Source organism: Rhodococcus sp. p52, assembly GCF_000763325.2.
Classification (GTDB): domain Bacteria; phylum Actinomycetota; class Actinomycetes; order Mycobacteriales; family Mycobacteriaceae; genus Rhodococcus; species Rhodococcus pyridinivorans.
Genome location: NZ_CP016819.1, coordinates 1397799 through 1417390 on the forward strand (window position 1 = coordinate 1397799; position 19592 = coordinate 1417390).

Genomic DNA, 19592 nt, shown 5'->3' on the forward strand with positions numbered 1-19592 from the left:
TACTCGTGAGTACACTTCTATCGGCCATCTGTACGTGTGGCTGCCGACGAGGGGGCTGGGGCAGCGCGGGGTACGGGAAGAACTCACTCTTCCGTATCCGCTGTATGTCCCGATATGGTGCCCTCACCCGAAACGTCTCGTTCGACTGCACTCGATCGAAAACGCGCTCAACGGAGTGCAGTGCCGACTGGTGTTCGTCGCCCGGCGCGGACGGGGTGGAAGGAGAGCTGTGATCCATGAGTGACAAGTCGCCGCCCCAGCAGCGGTGGTGGAACATCGAGGGGTGGGGTCTTCGCAGGAAGGTCACCGCCGTTCTCGCTGTCCCCGTGACTGTGGCAATGGTCCTCGGTGGTCTTCGGGTCGAGAACGAGCTCAGCAACGCCGTCCACTTCTCGTCCGCGGCCGATCAGGTCGCAGCCGTGCCGGACATCGTGGATTTCTCGACGGCGTTCGCCACCGCCACCGCGGATGCCGCGGTCGGAACGGCGACCCCCGAGGAAATGGCGGCTCTCGGTGACGCTTTCGGCACGATCGCCGCGATCACGGAGAACCCCGAGCTCGATCCCGCCGTGGCCGCCGACCTCAGCCGCACCGCCGCCACGGCCCAGTCGCTCTACACGAAGATTCAGGCGGGTCCGGTGCCGATCGAGGAGATCGGTGCCGTCACCAACGAGGTGCGCGACAGCCTCAACCGTGTCGTCGAGGCCATCCTCGGCGAGGTCGACGATCGCGAGATCATCGGCTACGGCGACCAGCTGATCAACGCGTGGTACTCGCAGCGCTACCTCTTCGGTCAGGTTCTCGGTCTGCTCCAGCTGGTCGACGCCCCGACCCAGCCGGGCACCGCGCTGGTGTCCGCCTCCGGCGCCGAGCTCGCGATGCTCGACCTGCTCGCCCGCTCCTACCTGATGGCCGATCAGCAAATCGCCGAACTGCGGGCCGGCGTCCAGGAACGTGCCGACATGGTCGACGCGGCCGGTTCCGGTCCGCTCCCGATCCTCGACATCCGCGCGTCGCTGCTCAACAGTGTCGACATCTACGGCACCATCATCGACGAAGCGTCGTCGCAGGTCAGCACCACGATTCGGGACCGCGCCGCGGAAACCCGCTCGGCCGCTCTCCGCGACACCGCGATCGTGCTCGCAGCCCTGCTCGCAGCCCTCGTGCTCGCATTGCTCGTGTCCCGCTCACTGGTCGGCCCGATCCGCCGCCTGCGTTACGGCACGCTGAAGGTCGCGCGGCAGGAGCTGCCCGAGGCCATCGACCGCATCAAGGTCGGCGACAACATCGAGGATATCGAGTTCACCCGAGTCCCGGTGCACACCACCGAGGAGATCGGTCAGCTCGCCCGCGCCGTCGACGACATGCACGGGCAGGCACTGCGTCTCGCCGGCGAGCAGGCACACCTCCGCCTGCAGATCAGCGACATGTTCGAGACACTCGCACGTCGCTCCAAGTCGCTCGTCGAGCAGCAGCTCGGCCTCATCGAACGACTCGAGTACGAGGAGAAGGATCCGGCCCGACTCGAGAGCCTGTTCCGCCTCGACCACCTCGCCGCGCGTATGCGCCGGAACGGCGACAACCTGCTGATTCTCTCCGGTACCCGCACGCGCCGCGGTCACTCCGCGCCCGTGCAGCTCGGCGACATCCTGCGCGCCGCGATGTCGGAGGTCGAAGACTACCAGCGCGTGCAGATCGGTTCGACTCCCGACGGTGCCCTCAGCGGCGCGGTCGCGACCGACATCGTGCATCTGCTCGCCGAGCTGGTCGACAACTCGCTGCGCGCGTCGCCGCCCGACAGCAACGTCACCTTCAGCTTCGCGCGAGCCGTCGACGGTGGCCTGCTCGTCGAGATCGCCGACCGCGGTATCGGTATCCCGGCCGACGAACTCGAGTCCATCAACCAGCGTCTCGCCAAGGGCGGCGAGGTCGGTCCCGACACCGCACGCCACATGGGTCTGTTCGTGGTCTCGCGACTGGCCGAGCGGCACGGTCTCACCGTGCGCCTGCGCCCGACCTTCGACACCGCGCGCAACCCGGGTATCACCGCGAGCGTCCACATCCCGGACGTCCTGCTGGTCTCCCCGTTGGCGTTGTCGCACACCGGTCCCCAGCCGCGCATCGAGATCGAAGCGGAGGAGTACTCGGCACCGCAGGCGCTCTCGGCGCCCGTCGCCCCGCAGGGTCTGCCCGCGGCCGACGACCGGCACGAGTACGCGTCCTCGCAGCCGCTCGACTCCGCCGACGATGTCCGTGCGGACGAGTCCGACGATGCCTACGACAACGGCTACGCGAACAACGGTTACGCCGTCGATGTCGACGAGAGCGCTTCCGCCGCATGGGATGCGGAGCCGTCCTACGACGACGAGCGACGCGACGAGCCGCAGCGCGACAATCAGGCACCGCCGGCATCCCGCGAGTTCGGCCCGTCGGGTCTTCCGCAGCGTCGCCCGGGTGGAACTCCGGGTCTGCCCACGCGTCAGCCGGGCGAGACGCCTGGTCTCCCGACTCCACCCCGGTCGCCGCAGCCGCGCCGGATCGAGCCGGACGCCGCAGCAGCCTTCGCGTCGTCGCTGCCTCCGCGCGGTCCTCGTCGCGGGCCGGACGAGACCAACGGTCACCCGCTCGACGGCCGCAACGGCGACGGCCGCAACGGTGCCGGGCCACGACCCGACGCCGATCGGTCTCGCCGGGAAGGGCTTTCGGGTCTTCCGCAGCGTCGTCCCGGTGCCACACCGGGCCTGTCGCCAACGGACTCCCAGCAGTCGCAGTCCTTGCCGGTCCGTGAGCCCCAGCAGGGTTCGGCGCATCGTGCACCCGCCCCGCAGCAGCGACCCGCGTCCCCCGGTCTTCCGCAGCGTCGGCCGGGCGCGACTCCCGGCCTGCCGGGACGGGCTTCCGGATCGTCCCCGTCCGTTCCGCAGAACCGGCCGCAGCAACAGCCGTCGGCGGGACCGCTCGCAGGTGGCGACGCCGCAGGTCGCCCGGACACACCGAACCGTCCCGACCTGCCCCAGCGCGCCCCCGCGCCGGACGCACAGCGCGCCCCCGAGCAGGATGCGGACCGTCGGCAGCAGGAACCCTCGACGGGTTTCCCGCAGCGTCGTCCGGGAAGCACGCCCGGTCTGCCGCGTCGTCAGCCGGGCAGCACGCCGGGGCTTCCGCAGCAACCCGCTGCGTCGACCAACGCTTCCGAACCCGATTCGGCCGCAGCGGTCTCCGGCCCGAGCATCGCCGACGGTGGCTCCGTCTCGCCGCACAGCGACGCGCAGCAGGCGGCCCGCCATCGCTACCGGACCAACTCGGCGAAGACCGCATCGTTCTTCCAGCCGCGGTCCGACCTCGCGTCGGCCCGTCCGCAGCCGGCGAACACCCCGATCTTCACCACGATGATGTCGGACTGGCTCGTCGACCCGACGAGCCTTCCGGAGGACCGCAGGAAGCGGGAGTGGCACTCCGCGGCGGACGCGGGTTGGGAAGCCGCACAGCGTGCTACCGAGTCCCCCGTGGAGGAGCACACCACCGCGGGTCTTCCGCGGCGCGCTCCCGGCGAGCGTCTGGTGCCGGGTGCTGTTCGGGCACCGGCAACGGGTGAGCTGCCGAGGACCATTCGACGTCGAGACCCGGAAGCCATCCGGGCCAACTTGAGCCGCCATCAGCAGGGTGTCCGCAACGGACGCGCCTCGGCGAATTCCAGCAATCGCGAGAACGACGAACAGGGAGTTCGATGAATATTGATCATGGATCCGACGCAGCTCGTCCATTGGACTGGTTGGTTTCCAACTTCGCGCGCGAAGTCCCGGGTGTCTCGCATGCCGTGCTCGTGTCCGCCGACGGTCTGCTCATGGCCGCCAGCGCCCACCTCCCGGTGGATCGTGCCGAGCAGCTCGCTGCGGTGACCTCGGGCCTGGCCAGCCTGTCCAACGGTGTGTCGCAGCTGTTCGACGGTGGGGGTGTGCTGCAGTCCGTCGTGGAGATGCAGCACGGCTACTTGCTGCTGATGAGCGTCGGCGACGGCTCGCACCTGGCGGCTCTGACCGCCTCCGAGTGCGACATCGGACAGGTCGGTTACGAGATGGCGCTCTTGGTCGATCGAGTGGGTGCTTCGGTCGAAGCCACCCCGCGGGTCGGTCTAGGGTCCTGACGTCGAGGTGGCCATGGAATCGCGGAAGCCGGAGTCCGTGCCGGATCAGCCCAGTCTGGTCCGGCCCTACTCCCTGACTTCGGGACGTACGAGTCCTGCGGTCGAACTGGCGTTGGAGGCGCTCATCCAGGCCATTCCGGGAACCGACGATCGGTCCCGGGATCTGGACAACATCAATGCCACGATCCTGGAGCTGTGCAAGGAATCACCCTCCGTCGCGGAGATCGCCGCGCGCGTGGGGGTGCCGATCGGCGTGGCACGCGTGCTCGTCGCCGATCTCGTCGAAGCCGGACACGTACAGATCCTGGCCACGCTGAAAGACGATTCGAGCGACGCGGAGCGTCGTGAGCTGATTGAAAGGGTCCTCAGTGGACTTCGCGAACTCTAACGCCACGAAGCGCGTGACCTCGACCAAGATCGTGATCGCCGGAGGCTTCGGCGTCGGTAAGACGACTCTGGTCGGGACGGTGTCGGAAATCGTGCCGCTTCGTACCGAGGCGCTCGTTACGAACGCCAGCGACGGCGTCGACAACCTCTCTGCGACACCGCAGAAGGCGACCACCACGGTCGCCATGGACTTCGGTCGTATCAGTCTGGCCGACGACCTCGTCCTCTACCTGTTCGGCACGCCCGGACAGCACCGCTTCTGGTTCATGTGGGACGACCTGATCCGCGGCGCCATCGGGGCGATTGTGCTGATCGATACGCGTCGCCTGGATGAGAGCTTCGCCGCCGTCGACTTCTTCGAGGCGCGCAATCTCCCGTTCATCGTCGCCATCAACGAATTCGACGATGCTCCCCGATACCCGCTCGAGGACATCCGTCAAGCGATGGCGATCTCGGCGGATGTGCCGATCGTGTCGATCGATGCGCGAGCACGTGAGTCGGCGAAGCAGGCCCTGGTCACCGTCACCGAATACGCTCTGCGGAAGCTGCACCAGCCGGTGACCCAGTAATGGGGGAGGGCCTCGAACTCTTCACGATGGGCTCGTGGGTCACGGTCCTTGCCTATCTGACCTCGGCGATCGGGGTGTTCATCGGGGTCACCGGTGCTCGACGGGTCCGCACCACCTCCAGCGACCGATTGCGTTCGTACTGGATGATTCTCGCTGCCCTGGTGAGCGGTGGCGTCGGTGTCTGGCTCGCTATGTTCCTTCCGATGGCGGGCTTCAACGTCGAGGACAGTGTGGTGCGGTTCGACACCGTCACCATCGTGTTCTCGATGCTCGTCGCGCTGGTGTCGGTGTACGTGGCGCTGCTCGTCGCGATCCCGGACAACGCTCCCGCCACCCTCGCCCGGACGGTCACGGGTGCTCTCGTGCTGGGCGCCGGCCTTGCGGGCGCGCCGTTCTCGGTCCTCGCAGCGGTGCGGATCCAGGGATCGCTGACCTTCGATCCGCTCTGGGTCGCCGCAGCAGTGGGGCTGGCGATCGCGACGGCCGTGGGCTTCCTGGCCCAGGTGAAGACGGCGGACACGTGGCCCAAGCGCCTGCTGAGCAGCGCGTTGGCCGGCGTCGCCGTGATCGCGGTGCACTTCCTCGCCGCCGCGTCGGTCCGTGTGGAGATCGACCCCGCCGTGGTGGTTTCCGGTGGGATCGAGGTCTTCTCCATTCTCTTCCCGCTCTTCGTCGTAGGCCTGTTGCTGCTGGCCGTTCCGATCGTCCTGGTGCTCCAGGCCCCGGATCGTCTTGCGGCGGAACTGGAAGAGGAATCCGAGCGGTGGGCGGCCGACGGCCCGGTAGATCCCGTCGACGGTCGGACCTTCTGAATATCGTCCGAACATGTTGTAAGTCAACATATCTGGTTGAAATCCCGGAAGTGGAGTAGTCTTCTGTGCAGCGTCGGGGGTCGCTGTCGGTCTACTCGGCACGACACGGATCGATGTGCCGTGCGTGCCGCTTCCTGGGGGGCAACATGTCGCACGAGGTTCACCATTTTTCCATGGGCGGTTGGCTTTTCGCACTCGCCTACATCACGTCCGCAGTGGGGTGCTATGCCGGTCTGTCCTGCGCGCGCAAGGCTGCGAACGCATGGACGTCGGTCGCCCGGACCCGATGGACACTCATGGCAGCCCTGTCCATCGGGGGCGTCGGAATCTGGTTGATGCACTTCATCGGGATGATGGGCTTCGACGTACCCGGTTCCGCGATCCGTTACGACCTCGGACTGACGCTGCTGTCGGTCGCGCTCGCCGTGACGGCCACGCTGGTCGGATTGCGGATCCTCGACACCGACGTGCAGTGGATCCGTGGGTTGCCGTCGGATGTCCGGCTTCTCGTCGGCGGCGTGATCATGGGCTTCGCGGTCGCCGGCATGCACTACAGCGGCATGGCCGCGGTGCGGATCCAGGGCGAACTCGAGCAGGGACGGTCGTACGTCGCGGCGTCCGTCGCGATCGGTGTCGTCGCGTCGATCGTCGCGTTGTGGCTGTCGCGGGTCGCGGAACGGCCGGCCGTGCGGATCCCGGCCGCCGCCGTCATGGGATGCGCCGTGGTGGCACTGCACTACACGGGCATGGCCGGGATCGCGGTGACCGTCGATCCGTCCGCTCCGAATCCGGAGGGGATGACCATCATGACCCTGCTGTTCCCTGGATTCATCATCGGTGTCGCGCTGCTCGCGGTGCCGGTCGTAGCTCTGATGGCATCGGCGAGCACACAGGACCTCGAGCAGGAGCGGGAGATGGCGATCTGGCTCGGTGGGGACGGCCCCGAGACGGTCTCCCGTCCTTACGGGCGACATGTGAAACGGTGATGTGATGTGAACACCCACAGCGCGATAAGCTCGCTTACGCTGCTGGAAAGTCGGGGTGCAGCCCGCATCGGGTAGGTCGTGGCGCGTGCCCTCCGAGCGCGGTGGTGACAGCGCGCCGCTGTGAGGACCTCACGTGTCGCACGACGTACACCACTTCTCCATGGGGATGTGGGTTTTCCTCCTCTCCTATGCCACCGCTGTGATGGGTTCCTTCGTCGGATTGTCCTGTGTCCGGCGGTCGCTCGAAGAGCCGCGGCGCAGCGGCAACTGGTGGCTCCTCATGGCGTCGTTGTCCATCGGCGGCGTGGGCATCTGGCTCATGCACTTCATCGGCATGATGGGCTTCTCCGTGCCGGGTACGACCATCCGATACGAACTGGCACCGACGGTCTTCTCTGTCGTGCTCGCCGTCGTCGCGACCCTCGTGGGTCTGCGGATCGCCGACGTGCACGACGTCAGCAAGCACCGCATTCCCGAATCGGTGCGGTTGCTCATCGGCGGTCTGCTCATGGGCGCCGCCGTCAGCATGATGCACTACAGCGGCATGTACGCCATCCGCATCCGGGGCGCGATCGAACACGAGACGGGGTACGTGATCGCCTCGGTGATCATCGGTGTCGTCGCCTCCACGGCCGCGCTCGCACTGGCCCGCCGCACGCGTCGTCTCGAGATCCGCGTCGTCGCGGCCTTCGTCATGGGATGCGCGGTCGTGGCGCTGCACTACACCGGCATGGCCGGCGTGCGGGTCACCCCTCGATCCGAGCATGCCCGCGCCCGAAGGCATGACCGTGATGTCGCTGCTGTTCCCTGCGTTCGTCCTCGGCATCATCGTCCTGGCCGTGCCGATCACCGCGCTGCTGCTCGCCTCCGACCCGGAGGACGCCGTGCGCGACGCCCGGCTCGGGCAGTGGGCGTCGGAGGCGGAACGGCAGGGGGACCGCGACCCGGTCACCGGATCCCACATGTGAGAACTCGGTTCCGGACAGATCTCGGGCTGTGAAGTGCCTGTCCTTCTCGGCATCGGCTGACCTGCACCTATAGACTCGTGTGGTTGCGAGACGTCCGTCGGGCCGAAGGCCGGAGCCGGGCGTGCGAGCCGAGTAGAAGAAGGAGCTCATGACCGACACCACGTTGCCTCCGGAGGGGCCGGGGCACGACCGCATCGAGCCCGTCGACATCCAGCAGGAGATGCAGAGCAGTTACATCGATTATGCGATGAGCGTGATCGTGGGCCGTGCTCTGCCCGACGTGCGTGACGGTCTCAAACCGGTGCACCGTCGCGTGCTCTATGCGATGTTCGACAACGGCTTCCGTCCCGACCGCGGGTACGTGAAGTCGGCGCGCGCGGTCGCCGAGACCATGGGCAACTACCACCCGCACGGCGACGCGTCGATCTACGACACGCTCGTGCGTCTGGCGCAGCCGTGGTCGATGCGCTATCCACTCGTCGACGGTCAGGGCAACTTCGGTTCCCGCGGCAACGACGGCGCCGCCGCCATGCGGTACACCGAGTGCCGGCTCACGCCGCTCGCGATGGAGATGCTGCGGGAGATCGACCACGAGACGGTCGATTTCCAGCCGAACTACGACGGCCGCACGCAGGAACCGACGGTTCTCCCCAGCCGTATCCCCAACCTGTTGATCAACGGTTCGGGCGGTATCGCGGTCGGTATGGCCACCAACATCCCGCCGCACAATCTCGGGGAGGTTGCGGAGGCCATCTACTGGGCGCTCGACAACTTCGAGGCCGACGAGGAGACCACCCTCGCCGCGGTCATGGAGCGGATCAAGGGACCGGACTTCCCGACCGCCGGCCTGATCACGGGCACGCAGGGCATCCACGATGCCTACACGACCGGTCGCGGATCGGTGAAGATGCGCGGCGTCGTGGAGATCGAAGAGGACTCCAAGGGCCGCACCAGCATCGTCATCACCGAGCTGCCGTACATGGTCAACCCGGACAACCTCATCACGTCGATCGCCGAACAGGTCCGCGACGGCAAGATCGCGGGCATCTCCGACATCCACGACGAGTCGTCCGACCGCGTGGGCATGCGCATCGTCGTCACTGTCCGCCGCGACGCGGTGGCCAAGGTGGTTCTCAACAACCTCTACAAGCACACGCAGCTGCAGACGAGTTTCGGCTGCAACATGCTGTCGATCGTCGACGGGGTGCCGCGCACGCTGCGCCTCGACCAGATGATCCGGTTGTACGTCGACCACCAGATCGAGGTCATCGTCCGGCGTACGCGGTACCTGCTGCGCAAGGCCGAGGAACGCGCCCACATTTTGCGCGGCCTGGTCAAGGCCCTCGACGCGCTCGACGAGGTCATCGCGCTCATCCGCGCGTCGCAGACCGTCGACATCGCGCGCGCCGGCCTGATCGATCTGCTCACGGTCGACGAGATCCAGGCCGACGCCATCCTGGCGATGCAGCTGCGTCGCCTGGCTGCTCTCGAGCGTCAGAAGATCGTCGACGACCTCGCCGAGATCGAGCGCGAGATCGAGGACTACAAGGACATCCTGGCCCGTCCGGAGCGGCAGCGCGCCATCGTCCGCGACGAGCTGAAGGAGATCGTCGACAAGTACGGCGACGAGCGCCGCACGCGGCTTGTCGCGGCCGACGGTGATGTCAACGACGAGGACCTCATCGCACGTGAGGACGTCGTCGTCACCATCACCGAGACCGGTTACGCCAAGCGCACGCGCACCGACCTGTACCGCTCGCAGAAGCGCGGCGGCAAGGGCGTCAAGGGTGCCGAGCTCAAGCAGGACGACATCGTCAAGCACTTCTTCGTGACGTCCACGCACGACTGGCTGCTGTTCTTCACGACGAAGGGCCGCGTCTACCGCGCGAAGGCGTACGAGCTGCCCGAGGCGAATCGCACGGCGCGTGGTCAGCACGTCGCGAACCTCCTGGCCTTCCAGCCCGACGAGCGCATCCAGGGCGTCATCCGCCTCAAAACCTACGAGGATGCGCCGTACCTGGTGCTCGCGACCCGCAACGGCCTGGTCAAGAAGTCGCGCCTGTCGGACTTCGACTCCAACCGTTCGGGCGGCATCGTCGCGATCAACCTGCGCGGCGACGACGAGCTCGTCGGCGCGGTGTTGTGCTCCGCCGAGGACGATCTGCTGCTCGTCTCGCAGCAGGGCCAGTCGATCCGTTTCTCGGCCACCGACGAGGCGCTGCGTCCGATGGGCCGCGCGACCTCCGGTGTGCAGGGCATGCGGTTCAACGGCGAGGACAAGCTGCTCTCGCTCAACGTCGTCAAGGAGGGCACGTACCTGCTGGTCGCTACCTCGGGTGGTTACGCCAAGCGCACCCCGATGGAGGACTACCCGGTCCAAGGTCGCGGCGGTAAGGGTGTTCTGACCATCCAGTACGACCGCAAGCGTGGCAACCTGGTCGGGGCGCGCATCGTCGAGGACGACGACGAGTTGTACGCCATCACCTCGAGCGGCGGTGTCATCCGCACTGCGGCGAAGCAGGTGCGCAAGGCAGGCCGTCAGACCAAGGGCGTGCGGCTCATGAACCTGGCCGAGGGCGATACATTGCTCGCGATCGCGCGCAACGCCGACGAGCCGGACGAAGCCGACGCAGCCGGAGCTAAGGAGTCGTAAGTGAGCACTCCCCAGGGACCGAACGGGGCCGATCGCGGGCAAACCGGTCGGAAGCCGGAGGACCGTACAGAGAACGAGGTGAAGCCCGAGAACAAGGGCACGCAGCAGGGCCCGGCCTCGGAGCAGAAACCGGCGCCGGAGAACCGGCCGTCGCAGTCGTCACCGGCCCAGCCTTCGCAGGCTCCTGGGGCACCGGCGGAGGGTTCGTCCGCTCCCGCAGCGGGAGCAGCGGACCCGGCACCCGTGCAGGGTCCGGCCGACCAGCAGCCGGCAGCAGGCCGGAAGGCCGCCGAGCCGACGGCGAAGGCGGCGCAGGACACGCCTGCTCAGGGCGGCCCCCAGAAGTCCGGTGGTGCCTCAGCGGACGGTAAGAACGGATCGGCTGCGGCCGATCAGCCGGCCACAGGTCAGCAACGCACCGCCCAGATGCCCCGCTCCGGCGGCCCGACCCCTCCCTGGCAGCGGGGAGCGGCGTCGGCGCAGTCGGGCTCCCCGCAGAACGCTCCGCAGACGAACGTTCCGGGTGTGGGTCAGGGTCTGTCCAAGCAGGGTGGAGCGCCTCAGCGCCCCGCTGGGGCCTCGGCCAAGGGCTCTGCGGCCGGAGGCCCGGAGCCGTCGACGCGTCCCGTCGTGACCGGCACAGCGGCTCCCAATGTCGCCGGAGGAGCTAGCCCGGCCGGGGGCGGAGACGCCGCGCGCGGGACGCGCGACCGGGCTGCTGCAGCGAAGGCGAAGTCCGCGGTAATCGACGGCCCGACACGGCACATCGAACGCAAGGATCTCGCCAAGGACCTGCCGGATCTGTCCGCAGTGAAGCATCCGTCGACCGGTTCGCCGAGCACGGGGGAGCCCCCGCAGGTGAGCGCCCCCGCCACCACCGCGGTGCCCACGGCGATCCCCGCCGCCGGACCGCTGCGGGCCACCGTGCAGATCCGCCGTATCGACCCCTGGTCGATGCTGAAGATCTCGTCGGTGATCTCGGTGTCGTTGTTCTTCGTGTGGATGATCGCGGTCGGCCTACTCTACGGCGTGCTGGCCGGCATGGGGGTATGGGAACGCCTCAACAGTGCGTTCACCGACATCGTCTCCGACGCCGGTAGCGGTGCGCTCGTCTCGGCCGGCCAGGTGTTCGGCTACGCGACGATCATCGGCATCGCCAACACGGTGTTGCTGACGGCTCTCGCGACCCTCGGTGCGTTCATCTACAACCTCTGCACCGATCTCGTAGGCGGCGTTCAGGCCACCCTCGCGGACCCGGATTGACCTGCCGGAACGCTGCCCCGCCGAGGCGATTTGTTTCCGGCGACCCCGGTGGGGTAGTGTTCCATCTCGGTTCGAGGGCCTATAGCTCAGGCGGTTAGAGCGCTTCGCTGATAACGAAGAGGTCGGAGGTTCAAGTCCTCCTAGGCCCACTCCCGTGCCGAAAGGATGATCGGAATGAGGGTTCTCGCGCTCGTGGGAACCGGGATTCTGATCGTTCTCGGAATCGCTCGCATGCTTCGGAGCGAAGACGAATGGCACGCGGTTCCCAGTCGCTGACGCGGCGGACGGGGCCTTAGCTCAGTTGGTAGAGCGCTGCCTTTGCAAGGCAGATGTCAGGAGTTCGAATCTCCTAGGCTCCACAAGTAAAAGTGCAGGTAGAGGGTATTTTCTCCAATAGGGGAAAATGCCCTCTCCGCGTTCCTGGACACAGTTTGGACACACTCGGTGCTCGAGCAGTGTCACGTGGAGTGTGGTCGAGCGAGATCGTGAAGCCGCTGAGCCACCATTCCGAGATCGTCGTCGAACAGGTGCCCGTACCGATCGAGGGTGAGCGCCGCGCTGCTGTGACCGAGCATCCGCTGTACCGCTTTGATGCTCGCTCCGGCGCTGATCGCCAGCGAGGCCGCGGTGTGTCGTAGCTCGTGCGGTGTCAGTCCCTCGGGGACACCGGATGCCTTCACCGCGTCGTTCCACCATCGTCGCCGGACGTTGTTCGCACGGAGGTGTCCGCCGCGACTGTCGGGGAACACCAACTGCTCGGGACTCATGCTCTCGGTGTGCTTCGCCAGCATCTCCGCTAGGAACCGGGGGAGCGGTACATCGCGGCCCTTGTTCGACTTCGTGCTCGACACCACGACCTTGCTGTCGACGACAGTCGCAGACCTGTGGATACGTAGCCGGCCGCGGTCGAGGTTCACGTCCGCAACGGTGAGCGCGGCGGCCTCACCGAACCGCAGACCGCAGTACGCGAGCGTGTAGACGAGCACGGCGTGACTTTCCGCTGCCTTCGCCAGCAGATCGACCTGGTGGGGCGTCAGGTATCGGCGTTCCTCGTGTTCGATGCGGGGCAGGTCGAGGCCGGCCGCGGGATTCGACACGATCCTCGAGTCCTCGACCGTCTGGTCGAGGATCTGCGATAAGACGCCGACGTTCTTCCGTACGGTCGCGGCCGAGCTGGTCTCTGCCATGCTCGCTACCCATCGCCGCAGCCGCTCTCGTGTGACGTCGGCAAGTGGGGTGGTCTTGAAGGCAGGGAGGATGTGCACATCGAGCGCTGACCTGTACCTCGAGGCGGTCGAGGCCGACAGGTTGACCTTGCTCGCGATCCACTTTTCGGCGACGTCACCGAAAAGCACCCGGCCGGCCGATGGCGCGACATAACTCCCCGTCATCTTCTCTACCTCGACCGTGGCAGCGAAGTCCTGTGCCTGCCGTTTCGAGGTGAATCCGCGTTTCCGGGTGGTGGTGCGCTCTGGGGTGCGGTACCGGACTTCCCAGCGTTTCCCGCTGGCGGTGTCGTAGCTACTGACCGTCGCCACGGCGCAGTCCTGCGAGAGTTGATCTCAGTTCGTCCTTCATCTGCCTGGTGATCTGACCCTTCCTCTGCGCGTTGGAATCGGGACCTGCCCTGCGGTCGCGTTCCTCCGAGAAGGTCGACTGCCAAAGATGCAGCGACAGCGTGGCCAGCACGTTCTGAGTCACATCCAACTCTTTTGCAACTCGATGTTCTGTCACCCCCGCGTCGTGGACAGCTCTCTGCAGATCGTCAATTCGCAGGTTGGCGCCAATTCCTTGAAGAAGGTCATTGTCTGCGCGCATCTGCTCGATCGCCTTTTGCACGATCTGCTTGGCTTCCCCCGGTTCCATAACATCTCTCGCCATCAACCGGGCCGGCTCTCCTTGCAATGCACGTGTAAGAGCGTCACCGCGGACCTTCAGCCCCGGATTCACTTCGATCCAACCGTCGAACCACGTGAGATCCGCGATCGATATAGGTTCTCCGGTCACCTCGCCAAGTGTGAGTGCGACCGCGAACAAGGTCGGCAACGTAGCGGGCATTCTTCCGCCCTCGAGGTCCCCAACTCGCCCCGTGCTCCATTTCAAGCCGTAGTGCCTGGCTACACGCGCTACGTCATCGAGTTTCGCGTCATGGCGAATCCGGTGAGCGCGGGCGTTCTGGCCAACAACCTCGGCTAATGGCTTCGTTTCGGTCACAGTCACACGGTACTAGAAATCTCGCGACTTGACAGCACCTCGCCTCACTGATCTACTTGTGACGTCGCTAGAAATCCAGTGAGAGGAAACGGCATGAGTGACGGGAATACTCCGCTCATCGCACCAGCGAAAGAGGTGGCGGCGTTCTTCAACATGACTGAAGCCGCACTTGCGCAATGGCGGTATAGGGGGACTGGACCGAAGTTCGTCCGTCTCAATCGTCGGATCTTCTACAAGTGGTCCGACGTTCACGCCTGGATCGACCAGAACACCATGCAGCGCACCGACGACCGTCCCGGTGCTGCATGATGGCCGGCTACTTCGGAACGGAGCCGACGTGCGCTAGGTGCGACTACCCCCGTCGCCTGCACCACTTGCTCGGAGTCGAACACGACTACACCGAGCCTCCGAATGAGAACGCCCCCGATGCCGGGCAGGGCATCGAGGGCAGCGAATCCGCCAACCAGGAAGCAGGAGATTCTGACATGCACTCTAACCGCAATCGCTCGAACCTGACTCATCTCGTGAGCGAATGGCACATCTGGGTAGCGAACCAACTCGACGTCGAGGTCCCCGCGTTCTGCGGTGTTACTGACCGAAACTGGGACGTGACTACACCCGATGCCGGTCACGAGACCAACGGCAGTGCCCCCGCCGAGATGTGCGAGCACTGCCTCGAGATCACCGATGCTCTCCGCCGCGCTCGTGCCGAACGGGAAGCCGACACAGACCACGTTCTCGTCTGGGACGAAGGCAAGATCCGCGCGGCTGCCGACGTTCGGGAGGCACTGTGAGCGACGAACTGTACCGCTACATCGACGGCGAACCGATGCTCGCCCCCAAGGGTATGTCCCTCCTGCTCGGAATCCCCGTCGAGGAAATCCAAGCCGAATCCAATCGGCACAACGGACAGCCGTGGAATCTCCCGAACGATTGGATCAAGTCCGGCAAGCGCCGCTCGAAGGAATACCAGGCCGCGACTGGACGCACCGACATGCTCGGAGCACTCGAGTACTGGGCGCAGAAGGAGGCCGGACAGTGACCGACCTCGAACTCTTCCTCGTCGTCGCACTCTTCGCCGAGAACATCGCCCTGATCCTCGCGCACATCGTCGACCGGCAGATCACCGATCGCGACGGATTCGGAGAGGACGCCACCACCGCGATGCGAAGGCGTAGCCCGTGACCTGACCGAGTGTCCCGACCCCAGCTCGATGCGGAGCCCCGCACGCCGCGGACGAGCAAGGCCGGGAACCCGATCCGCGGTTCCCGGCCCCACATCGAACCAGAAGGAGACGCCCCGATGCGTCAGGACAAGGATATCCCAATCGAACCCGACCCCGTCGCCCGTATCGATGCTGAAGCACGTCTCTACGGCGCCCGTATCGCCACCCGGTGCAGCGTGTGCGGCCGCTGGCTCATCGCCCCGAAATCCCGTGCCGCTCATGTCGGCCCGAAGTGCCAGAAGGGAGGCATGGAGTGACCCGAGCTATTCGTCCGATCGGCCCGGACCCGACAACCGAAGTGCTTCTCCTCGGCTCCCTCATGTGGGCTGCCGCAGACGACGTACGTGAGGTGCTTCCCCTCATCGCCGACGATGACCTCGAGGACCCGAATGCCCGCGTGGTCCTGTTCGCAATCCGTTGGCTCGTCGGCGCCGGCCAACCCCATGATGGCACCGCAGTCGGCGACCAGCTGCAACGCTCCGGCCGCCTCGGTGGGGACTCCGGCACCGCGGTGAAGAAGATCCTCCTCGACGCGATCACCTCAGGCGCCGCCTCGAACCATCTCGCTCCGGCGACATACGCCCGCGCAGTGGTTTCCGACGCCTACCGTCGCCGCTACGAGCTGCTGGGGAAGTCGCTCGTCGAGGCTGCCGACACGATGCCTGAGGACGACCTTCTCCCGATGTTGCGCCAGGCCGGAACCGAAGCTGTGACGCACGCTCAGCGACTCACGACACTTCGCGGGGAGGCAGCATGAGCCTTCCAGTAGGGAAGAACTACGACGAAGCGCCGTGGGCCGACGAGACCGACATCGACTACAACCGATACTTCGACATTGCTGCGTTACTGAAGGGTGAACTTCCACCATCTCCGGTGCCAAAGTACGGCATCCGCGACGATGGGCACGCGCTGTTCTACGACGAACAGGTGAACTTCGTCTTCGGAGACCCCGAAGGTGGAAAGACATGGCTTGCCCTGACCGCGGCTTCCGAACTGCTCCGCCTTGGCGCGACGGGACGAGTGCTCGTGATCGACCTCGACCACAACGGTGCAGCAGCCACGGTGACCAGGCTGCTCGCACTCGGAGCCGACCGGGACGCCCTCGCTGATCCTGAACGGTTCCTGTACGTCGAACCCGAAGATCGGCTTCATGCCACGGAAGTTGTCGCGGATATGGCGGCCTGGAAACCGGCCATCGCCGTAGTGGACTCGATGGGGGAGCTGTTGCCCCTGTTCGGAAGTTCCAGCAACTCTGCTGACGACTTCACCACGGTGCATTCGCGGATCCTCAAACCGTTGGCGAAGGCCGGTGCGTGCGTCATCGTGATCGACCACCTGTCAAAAGGTTCGGACTCGCGCACGTTCGGGGCCGGCGGAACCGCAGCGAAGAAACGCGCCGTCGGAGGCGTCTCGCTGCGTGTACGGGCCAAGGACGCCTTCACCCCTGGCAAGGGTGGCTCTGCGTATCTGACGATCAACAAGGACCGTCACGGAGGACTCAGGGAGCATTGCCCGTCAGGTGACCGTGAACCACTGGCCGGCCTGTTCGAGCTGAGGGTGTTCGACGGCGGCGTTCTCGAACCGGTCATTCACGCGCCGAAGGATGGACAGTCGGCGCCGACCGACTTCGGTATCAGCGGTGGTGATCCGCAACGGCTCGCTGAGGATGTAGCCACACTCGATGCTCTCGACCCGCCTCCGAGCTCTCAGCGAGACGTGTGCGCGCGTATGTCGTGGGGTGGCAACCGGGCAGCGGAAGCGCTACGCGCCTGGCGTGATTCCAGGCGGGAGTAGCCGGAGCGCTACGGGCTGCTACTCGCTACTCGTAACCCTAGGTGCGGTAGCGAGTAGCAGTAGCACCGAAATCGCTTTCACCAGCACAAACATCTGAAAAGAGCGCTACTCGGGGCGGAGTAGCGAGTAGCAGCGCCGAGGACGCTACTCCGCTACCGCGTAGCGCTACCGTAGCAAGCTTCGAATCGAGGTGATCATGACCGAATTCGAGTGCCAGGCGTGCCATCGGACGATCGGGAAGAACGCCGGCCACAACGTCACCGACCACGGACGGGTGATGTGCAGTCGTTGCCTCAACCGTCGGAATCTTCACTCCGATTGGTGGCCGGACTGCCCCCATTCCTGGCATGACAACTTTGACCACATCCGACGCATCGGCAGCACACGTGCAGCGATCGCACATCAGCTTCGGAATGTGCCATGACCCGCAGGGCCTCACGGCTTCCACAGATCCTTGATCCCATCGCAAGCCTCATCGACGAACGTCTCGCCGGTGCTCGATGTGCTGGCAAGTCACCGTTGTTCGATGCCGAACTCGACAACGAGACCGCCGAGGAACGCTCCGAACGCCTCTCGTGGGCACGCGGACAATGCACCCGATGCCCCGTCCAAGGGCCATGCCGAACCGCAGCAGGAGAGCAGGAGCACCCCCTCGGAATGTGGGGCGGCAAGGTCCACGGCCTACCCGGTCATCCCGGAAGGACCGCGGGATGAAGCGCGCCGGCATCTCCGGTATGCGACCCCGTATCTACGCCGGAACCGACCGTGTCCTGCTCGAGATCGGGCACGACCACTACGTACTGACCGCATCCGAAGCAATCCAAATGGCAGACCTTCTCGTTGACGCCACCGAAAAACTCACCACAACAGGCGAACACATGAGAGACCACAGGAGACTGATGTGACCCCCTCGCCACGCCCCATCGAGCACTACCTACACGGCGACGGCCACGTGGTGATCGTGCCCGGGCGAGTCGCCGCCTGGCTGGAACGACGAGCCGGCCTCAACACACTTCGCATCAACAACCGCGGCCTCGACCCTGAAGTAGACGCCGTCCTAGGAGCACTGCACCTCGGCGCTTTGGTCTGGCGAAATTCCGTAGACGGAACTGCACCAGCGGAACCCGCGGAACCACCGGCACCCTGTCCCCAGTGGTTGAGCACCGCCCAGGTCGCCAGCCGCTTAGGGATCACAGACCGTGCCGTGCGGAAAGCGATCGACCGCGGAGCGATCCCCGCCGAAAACATCGAAGGACGCTGGTTCATCAACAGAGAAGACCTCGCCCACTACCAAGCCAGAGGAGACACACATGGCAACCATGGAAGATCTGCGCGTGCAAGCTGAGAAGATCCAGGCGAGCTTCGCCCGTGCGCTCGAAGAGATCCGATCCGACCGCATGCTCAGCGACGAAGGTAAGAAGTCGCGCATCCGAGACCTGTACATCAGCTCAAAATCCAAGATGGACAAGCTCAAGACGCAAACAGAGCAGGACGAGGCGAACCGCATCACCACGTTGCAGCGACGACTGTTCGGCACAGTCGGAACCTCAGCCCAGGACGTCATTGCGCAGCGGGACGCGAACGATCGAGCAGCATCCCTGACCAGCGAAGAAGAAGCCCTCGCGATGATGCAGAGCGCCATCACCTTCCAGGACCGCATGCTGCAGCGCGCCATCCTCCGCCGCGCATTCGAGGCCGGCGCCGAGCTGAACCCGTTCAACGGCAGACCGCAGCACTGGCTCGACGTGATCAACGCCTACGTCGACGAGCACCCCACGACTGAGGACGACCTGCGGGAATTACTGGAGCTCAGCAAAGCGTCCACCAATTCCAATCGGCCACTGCGCACGACGGTCACCACCTGGCTCATCAAGCCTTCCGAGCTCGCCGACGAATGGGGTATCTGACGACGGCGTAACGTGCCGGCACCCCAGGGGGGTTCGACCAGCCTCAACCACGGCGCCACCTCCGGCAGAGGCGAGCGCCCCCTCCGTCGTTTTTTCCACCACGCTTTCGACTCCCCTCCCGCCGCGGTAGGGCAGGCCTGTGGCATTCGGCCCATCTCCCCCCGTTACCCCCTGCACCATGCATTCACCCCGAAGAGGATCGAATGAGCCGCACCAATGACAGCCGATACCAGCGCAACCGTGCCCGTGTCCTCAGAGGCAGTCCCATCTGCCACCTGTGCGGAGAGCCCATCGACCGCACTCTCAAATGGCCGGATCCGCTGAGTGGCAGCGCAGATCATCTTGAGCCTGTGAGCCGAGGCGGGCACAACCACGGGCCACTCCAGCCCGCACACCTCGGATGCAACTCCCGCCGAGGAAACGACATCGGGCAGGGCCGCACCCGTCGACGCAACGACCGGCATCCACCCGAACCGCACCCCGGATTGCTCTAGCCAGCCCCGGGGCAAGGCCCCCTCCCCCCACCAGAGACGGCACCGAAGGCTTACGCGCTCAAGCTCCGTACGGGTCTGGGGATTTCTTACAGCATGTGAAAGGAGTTTGTATGCCTGTCTTGACGGGTTCGATTACAGATGTTGGCGGTCGTCCGGCCGCGGGAAGATTGCAAGTT

At 65.7% G+C, this 19592-nt stretch carries 22 protein-coding genes and 2 tRNA genes; 22 read left to right on the top strand and 2 right to left on the bottom strand.

The annotated features are described in order from the left end of the window. The first annotated feature begins 236 nt into the window (after positions 1 to 236). From IM25_RS06410 to IM25_RS06460, 11 genes are all read left to right on the top strand, one after another. Entirely contained in the window at positions 237 to 3731 is a 3495-nt protein-coding gene (locus tag IM25_RS06410; RefSeq protein ID WP_065995880.1) for a sensor histidine kinase, read from the top strand. Beyond that, positions 3728 to 4144 carry a roadblock/LC7 domain-containing protein gene (locus tag IM25_RS06415; protein WP_006550917.1) on the top strand — a complete coding sequence of 139 codons (417 nt, stop codon included), beginning with the start codon at positions 3728 to 3730 and terminating at the stop codon, positions 4142 to 4144. Before IM25_RS06410 ends, IM25_RS06415 begins: the two co-directional genes overlap by 4 nt. Before the next feature lie 13 nt (positions 4145 to 4157). After that, positions 4158 to 4532, top strand: coding sequence for a DUF742 domain-containing protein (locus IM25_RS06420; RefSeq protein WP_006550918.1), 375 nt, complete (start codon positions 4158 to 4160; stop codon positions 4530 to 4532). A gap of 13 nt (positions 4533 to 4545) precedes the next feature. Further along, the gene (locus IM25_RS06425; protein WP_024102547.1) at positions 4546 to 5100 is read left to right on the top strand and encodes a GTP-binding protein; all 555 of its coding nucleotides are present in this window, start codon (positions 4546 to 4548) and stop codon (positions 5098 to 5100) included. After that, entirely contained in the window at positions 5100 to 5912 is an 813-nt protein-coding gene (locus IM25_RS06430) for an MHYT domain-containing protein (RefSeq protein WP_006550920.1), read from the top strand. The genes IM25_RS06425 and IM25_RS06430 overlap by 1 nt, the downstream gene beginning before the upstream one ends. A gap of 146 nt (positions 5913 to 6058) precedes the next feature. Continuing rightward, positions 6059 to 6898, top strand: coding sequence for an MHYT domain-containing protein (locus IM25_RS06435; RefSeq protein WP_024102548.1), 840 nt, complete (start codon positions 6059 to 6061; stop codon positions 6896 to 6898). Positions 6899 to 7031: 133 nt separating this feature from the next. After that, on the top strand, positions 7032 to 7898 hold the full coding sequence (locus IM25_RS06440) for an MHYT domain-containing protein (RefSeq protein ID WP_232333414.1): 867 nt from the start codon (positions 7032 to 7034) through the stop codon (positions 7896 to 7898). A gap of 116 nt (positions 7899 to 8014) precedes the next feature. Next, the gene (gene gyrA / locus IM25_RS06445; protein WP_006550923.1) at positions 8015 to 10519 is read left to right on the top strand and encodes a DNA gyrase subunit A; all 2505 of its coding nucleotides are present in this window, start codon (positions 8015 to 8017) and stop codon (positions 10517 to 10519) included. Then, complete coding sequence (locus tag IM25_RS06450; protein WP_065995881.1) at positions 10520 to 11782, top strand: DUF3566 domain-containing protein; 1263 nt, start codon at positions 10520 to 10522, stop codon at positions 11780 to 11782. It abuts the gene before it with no gap. A gap of 75 nt (positions 11783 to 11857) precedes the next feature. Beyond that, positions 11858 to 11931 (top strand) — tRNA-Ile (locus tag IM25_RS06455). 137 nt (positions 11932 to 12068) lie between these two features. Further along, positions 12069 to 12141: transfer RNA gene (locus IM25_RS06460), tRNA-Ala, on the top strand. 99 nt (positions 12142 to 12240) lie between these two features. Here the strand turns inward: IM25_RS06460 and IM25_RS06465 are convergent. Continuing rightward, complete coding sequence (locus IM25_RS06465) at positions 12241 to 13320, bottom strand: tyrosine-type recombinase/integrase (RefSeq protein ID WP_033098076.1); 1080 nt, start codon at positions 13318 to 13320, stop codon at positions 12241 to 12243. Further along, positions 13304 to 13996 carry a hypothetical protein gene (locus tag IM25_RS06470; protein WP_156665169.1) on the bottom strand — a complete coding sequence of 231 codons (693 nt, stop codon included), beginning with the start codon at positions 13994 to 13996 and terminating at the stop codon, positions 13304 to 13306. The genes IM25_RS06465 and IM25_RS06470 overlap by 17 nt, the downstream gene beginning before the upstream one ends. A 93-nt stretch (positions 13997 to 14089) precedes the next feature. Between IM25_RS06470 and IM25_RS06475 the strand changes: the two genes are divergently transcribed. The 11 genes from IM25_RS06475 to IM25_RS06510 all read left to right on the top strand — a co-directional run bounded on the left by IM25_RS06475 (position 14090) and on the right by IM25_RS06510 (position 18922). Continuing rightward, on the top strand, positions 14090 to 14305 hold the full coding sequence (locus IM25_RS06475; RefSeq protein WP_033098078.1) for a helix-turn-helix transcriptional regulator: 216 nt from the start codon (positions 14090 to 14092) through the stop codon (positions 14303 to 14305). A gap of 65 nt (positions 14306 to 14370) precedes the next feature. Beyond that, entirely contained in the window at positions 14371 to 14790 is a 420-nt protein-coding gene (locus IM25_RS06480; protein ID WP_157126931.1) for a hypothetical protein, read from the top strand. Beyond that, positions 14787 to 15038 (top strand): hypothetical protein, encoded by a 252-nt coding sequence (locus IM25_RS06485; RefSeq protein ID WP_033098080.1) that lies wholly within the window; start codon positions 14787 to 14789, stop codon positions 15036 to 15038. Before IM25_RS06480 ends, IM25_RS06485 begins: the two co-directional genes overlap by 4 nt. Beyond that, positions 15035 to 15181, top strand: coding sequence for a hypothetical protein (locus tag IM25_RS26000; protein ID WP_157126932.1), 147 nt, complete (start codon positions 15035 to 15037; stop codon positions 15179 to 15181). Before IM25_RS06485 ends, IM25_RS26000 begins: the two co-directional genes overlap by 4 nt. Positions 15182 to 15298: 117 nt before the next feature. Next, on the top strand, positions 15299 to 15478 hold the full coding sequence (locus IM25_RS06490; RefSeq protein ID WP_033098081.1) for a DUF6011 domain-containing protein: 180 nt from the start codon (positions 15299 to 15301) through the stop codon (positions 15476 to 15478). After that, entirely contained in the window at positions 15475 to 15978 is a 504-nt protein-coding gene (locus IM25_RS06495) for a hypothetical protein (RefSeq protein ID WP_157126933.1), read from the top strand. Before IM25_RS06490 ends, IM25_RS06495 begins: the two co-directional genes overlap by 4 nt. After that, entirely contained in the window at positions 15975 to 17015 is a 1041-nt protein-coding gene (locus IM25_RS06500) for an AAA family ATPase (protein ID WP_084294970.1), read from the top strand. The genes IM25_RS06495 and IM25_RS06500 overlap by 4 nt, the downstream gene beginning before the upstream one ends. A 420-nt stretch (positions 17016 to 17435) precedes the next feature. Continuing rightward, positions 17436 to 17729: a WhiB family transcriptional regulator gene (locus IM25_RS25330; RefSeq protein WP_084294971.1), complete on the top strand. Its 294-nt coding sequence runs from the start codon at positions 17436 to 17438 to the stop codon at positions 17727 to 17729. After that, on the top strand, positions 17726 to 17920 hold the full coding sequence (locus IM25_RS06505; RefSeq protein WP_033098082.1) for a hypothetical protein: 195 nt from the start codon (positions 17726 to 17728) through the stop codon (positions 17918 to 17920). Before IM25_RS25330 ends, IM25_RS06505 begins: the two co-directional genes overlap by 4 nt. 56 nt (positions 17921 to 17976) lie before the next feature. Next, entirely contained in the window at positions 17977 to 18360 is a 384-nt protein-coding gene (locus IM25_RS27570; RefSeq protein WP_442971916.1) for a helix-turn-helix domain-containing protein, read from the top strand. After that, positions 18326 to 18922: a hypothetical protein gene (locus tag IM25_RS06510; protein ID WP_157126934.1), complete on the top strand. Its 597-nt coding sequence runs from the start codon at positions 18326 to 18328 to the stop codon at positions 18920 to 18922. Before IM25_RS27570 ends, IM25_RS06510 begins: the two co-directional genes overlap by 35 nt. The last annotated feature ends 670 nt before the right edge of the window (positions 18923 to 19592 follow it).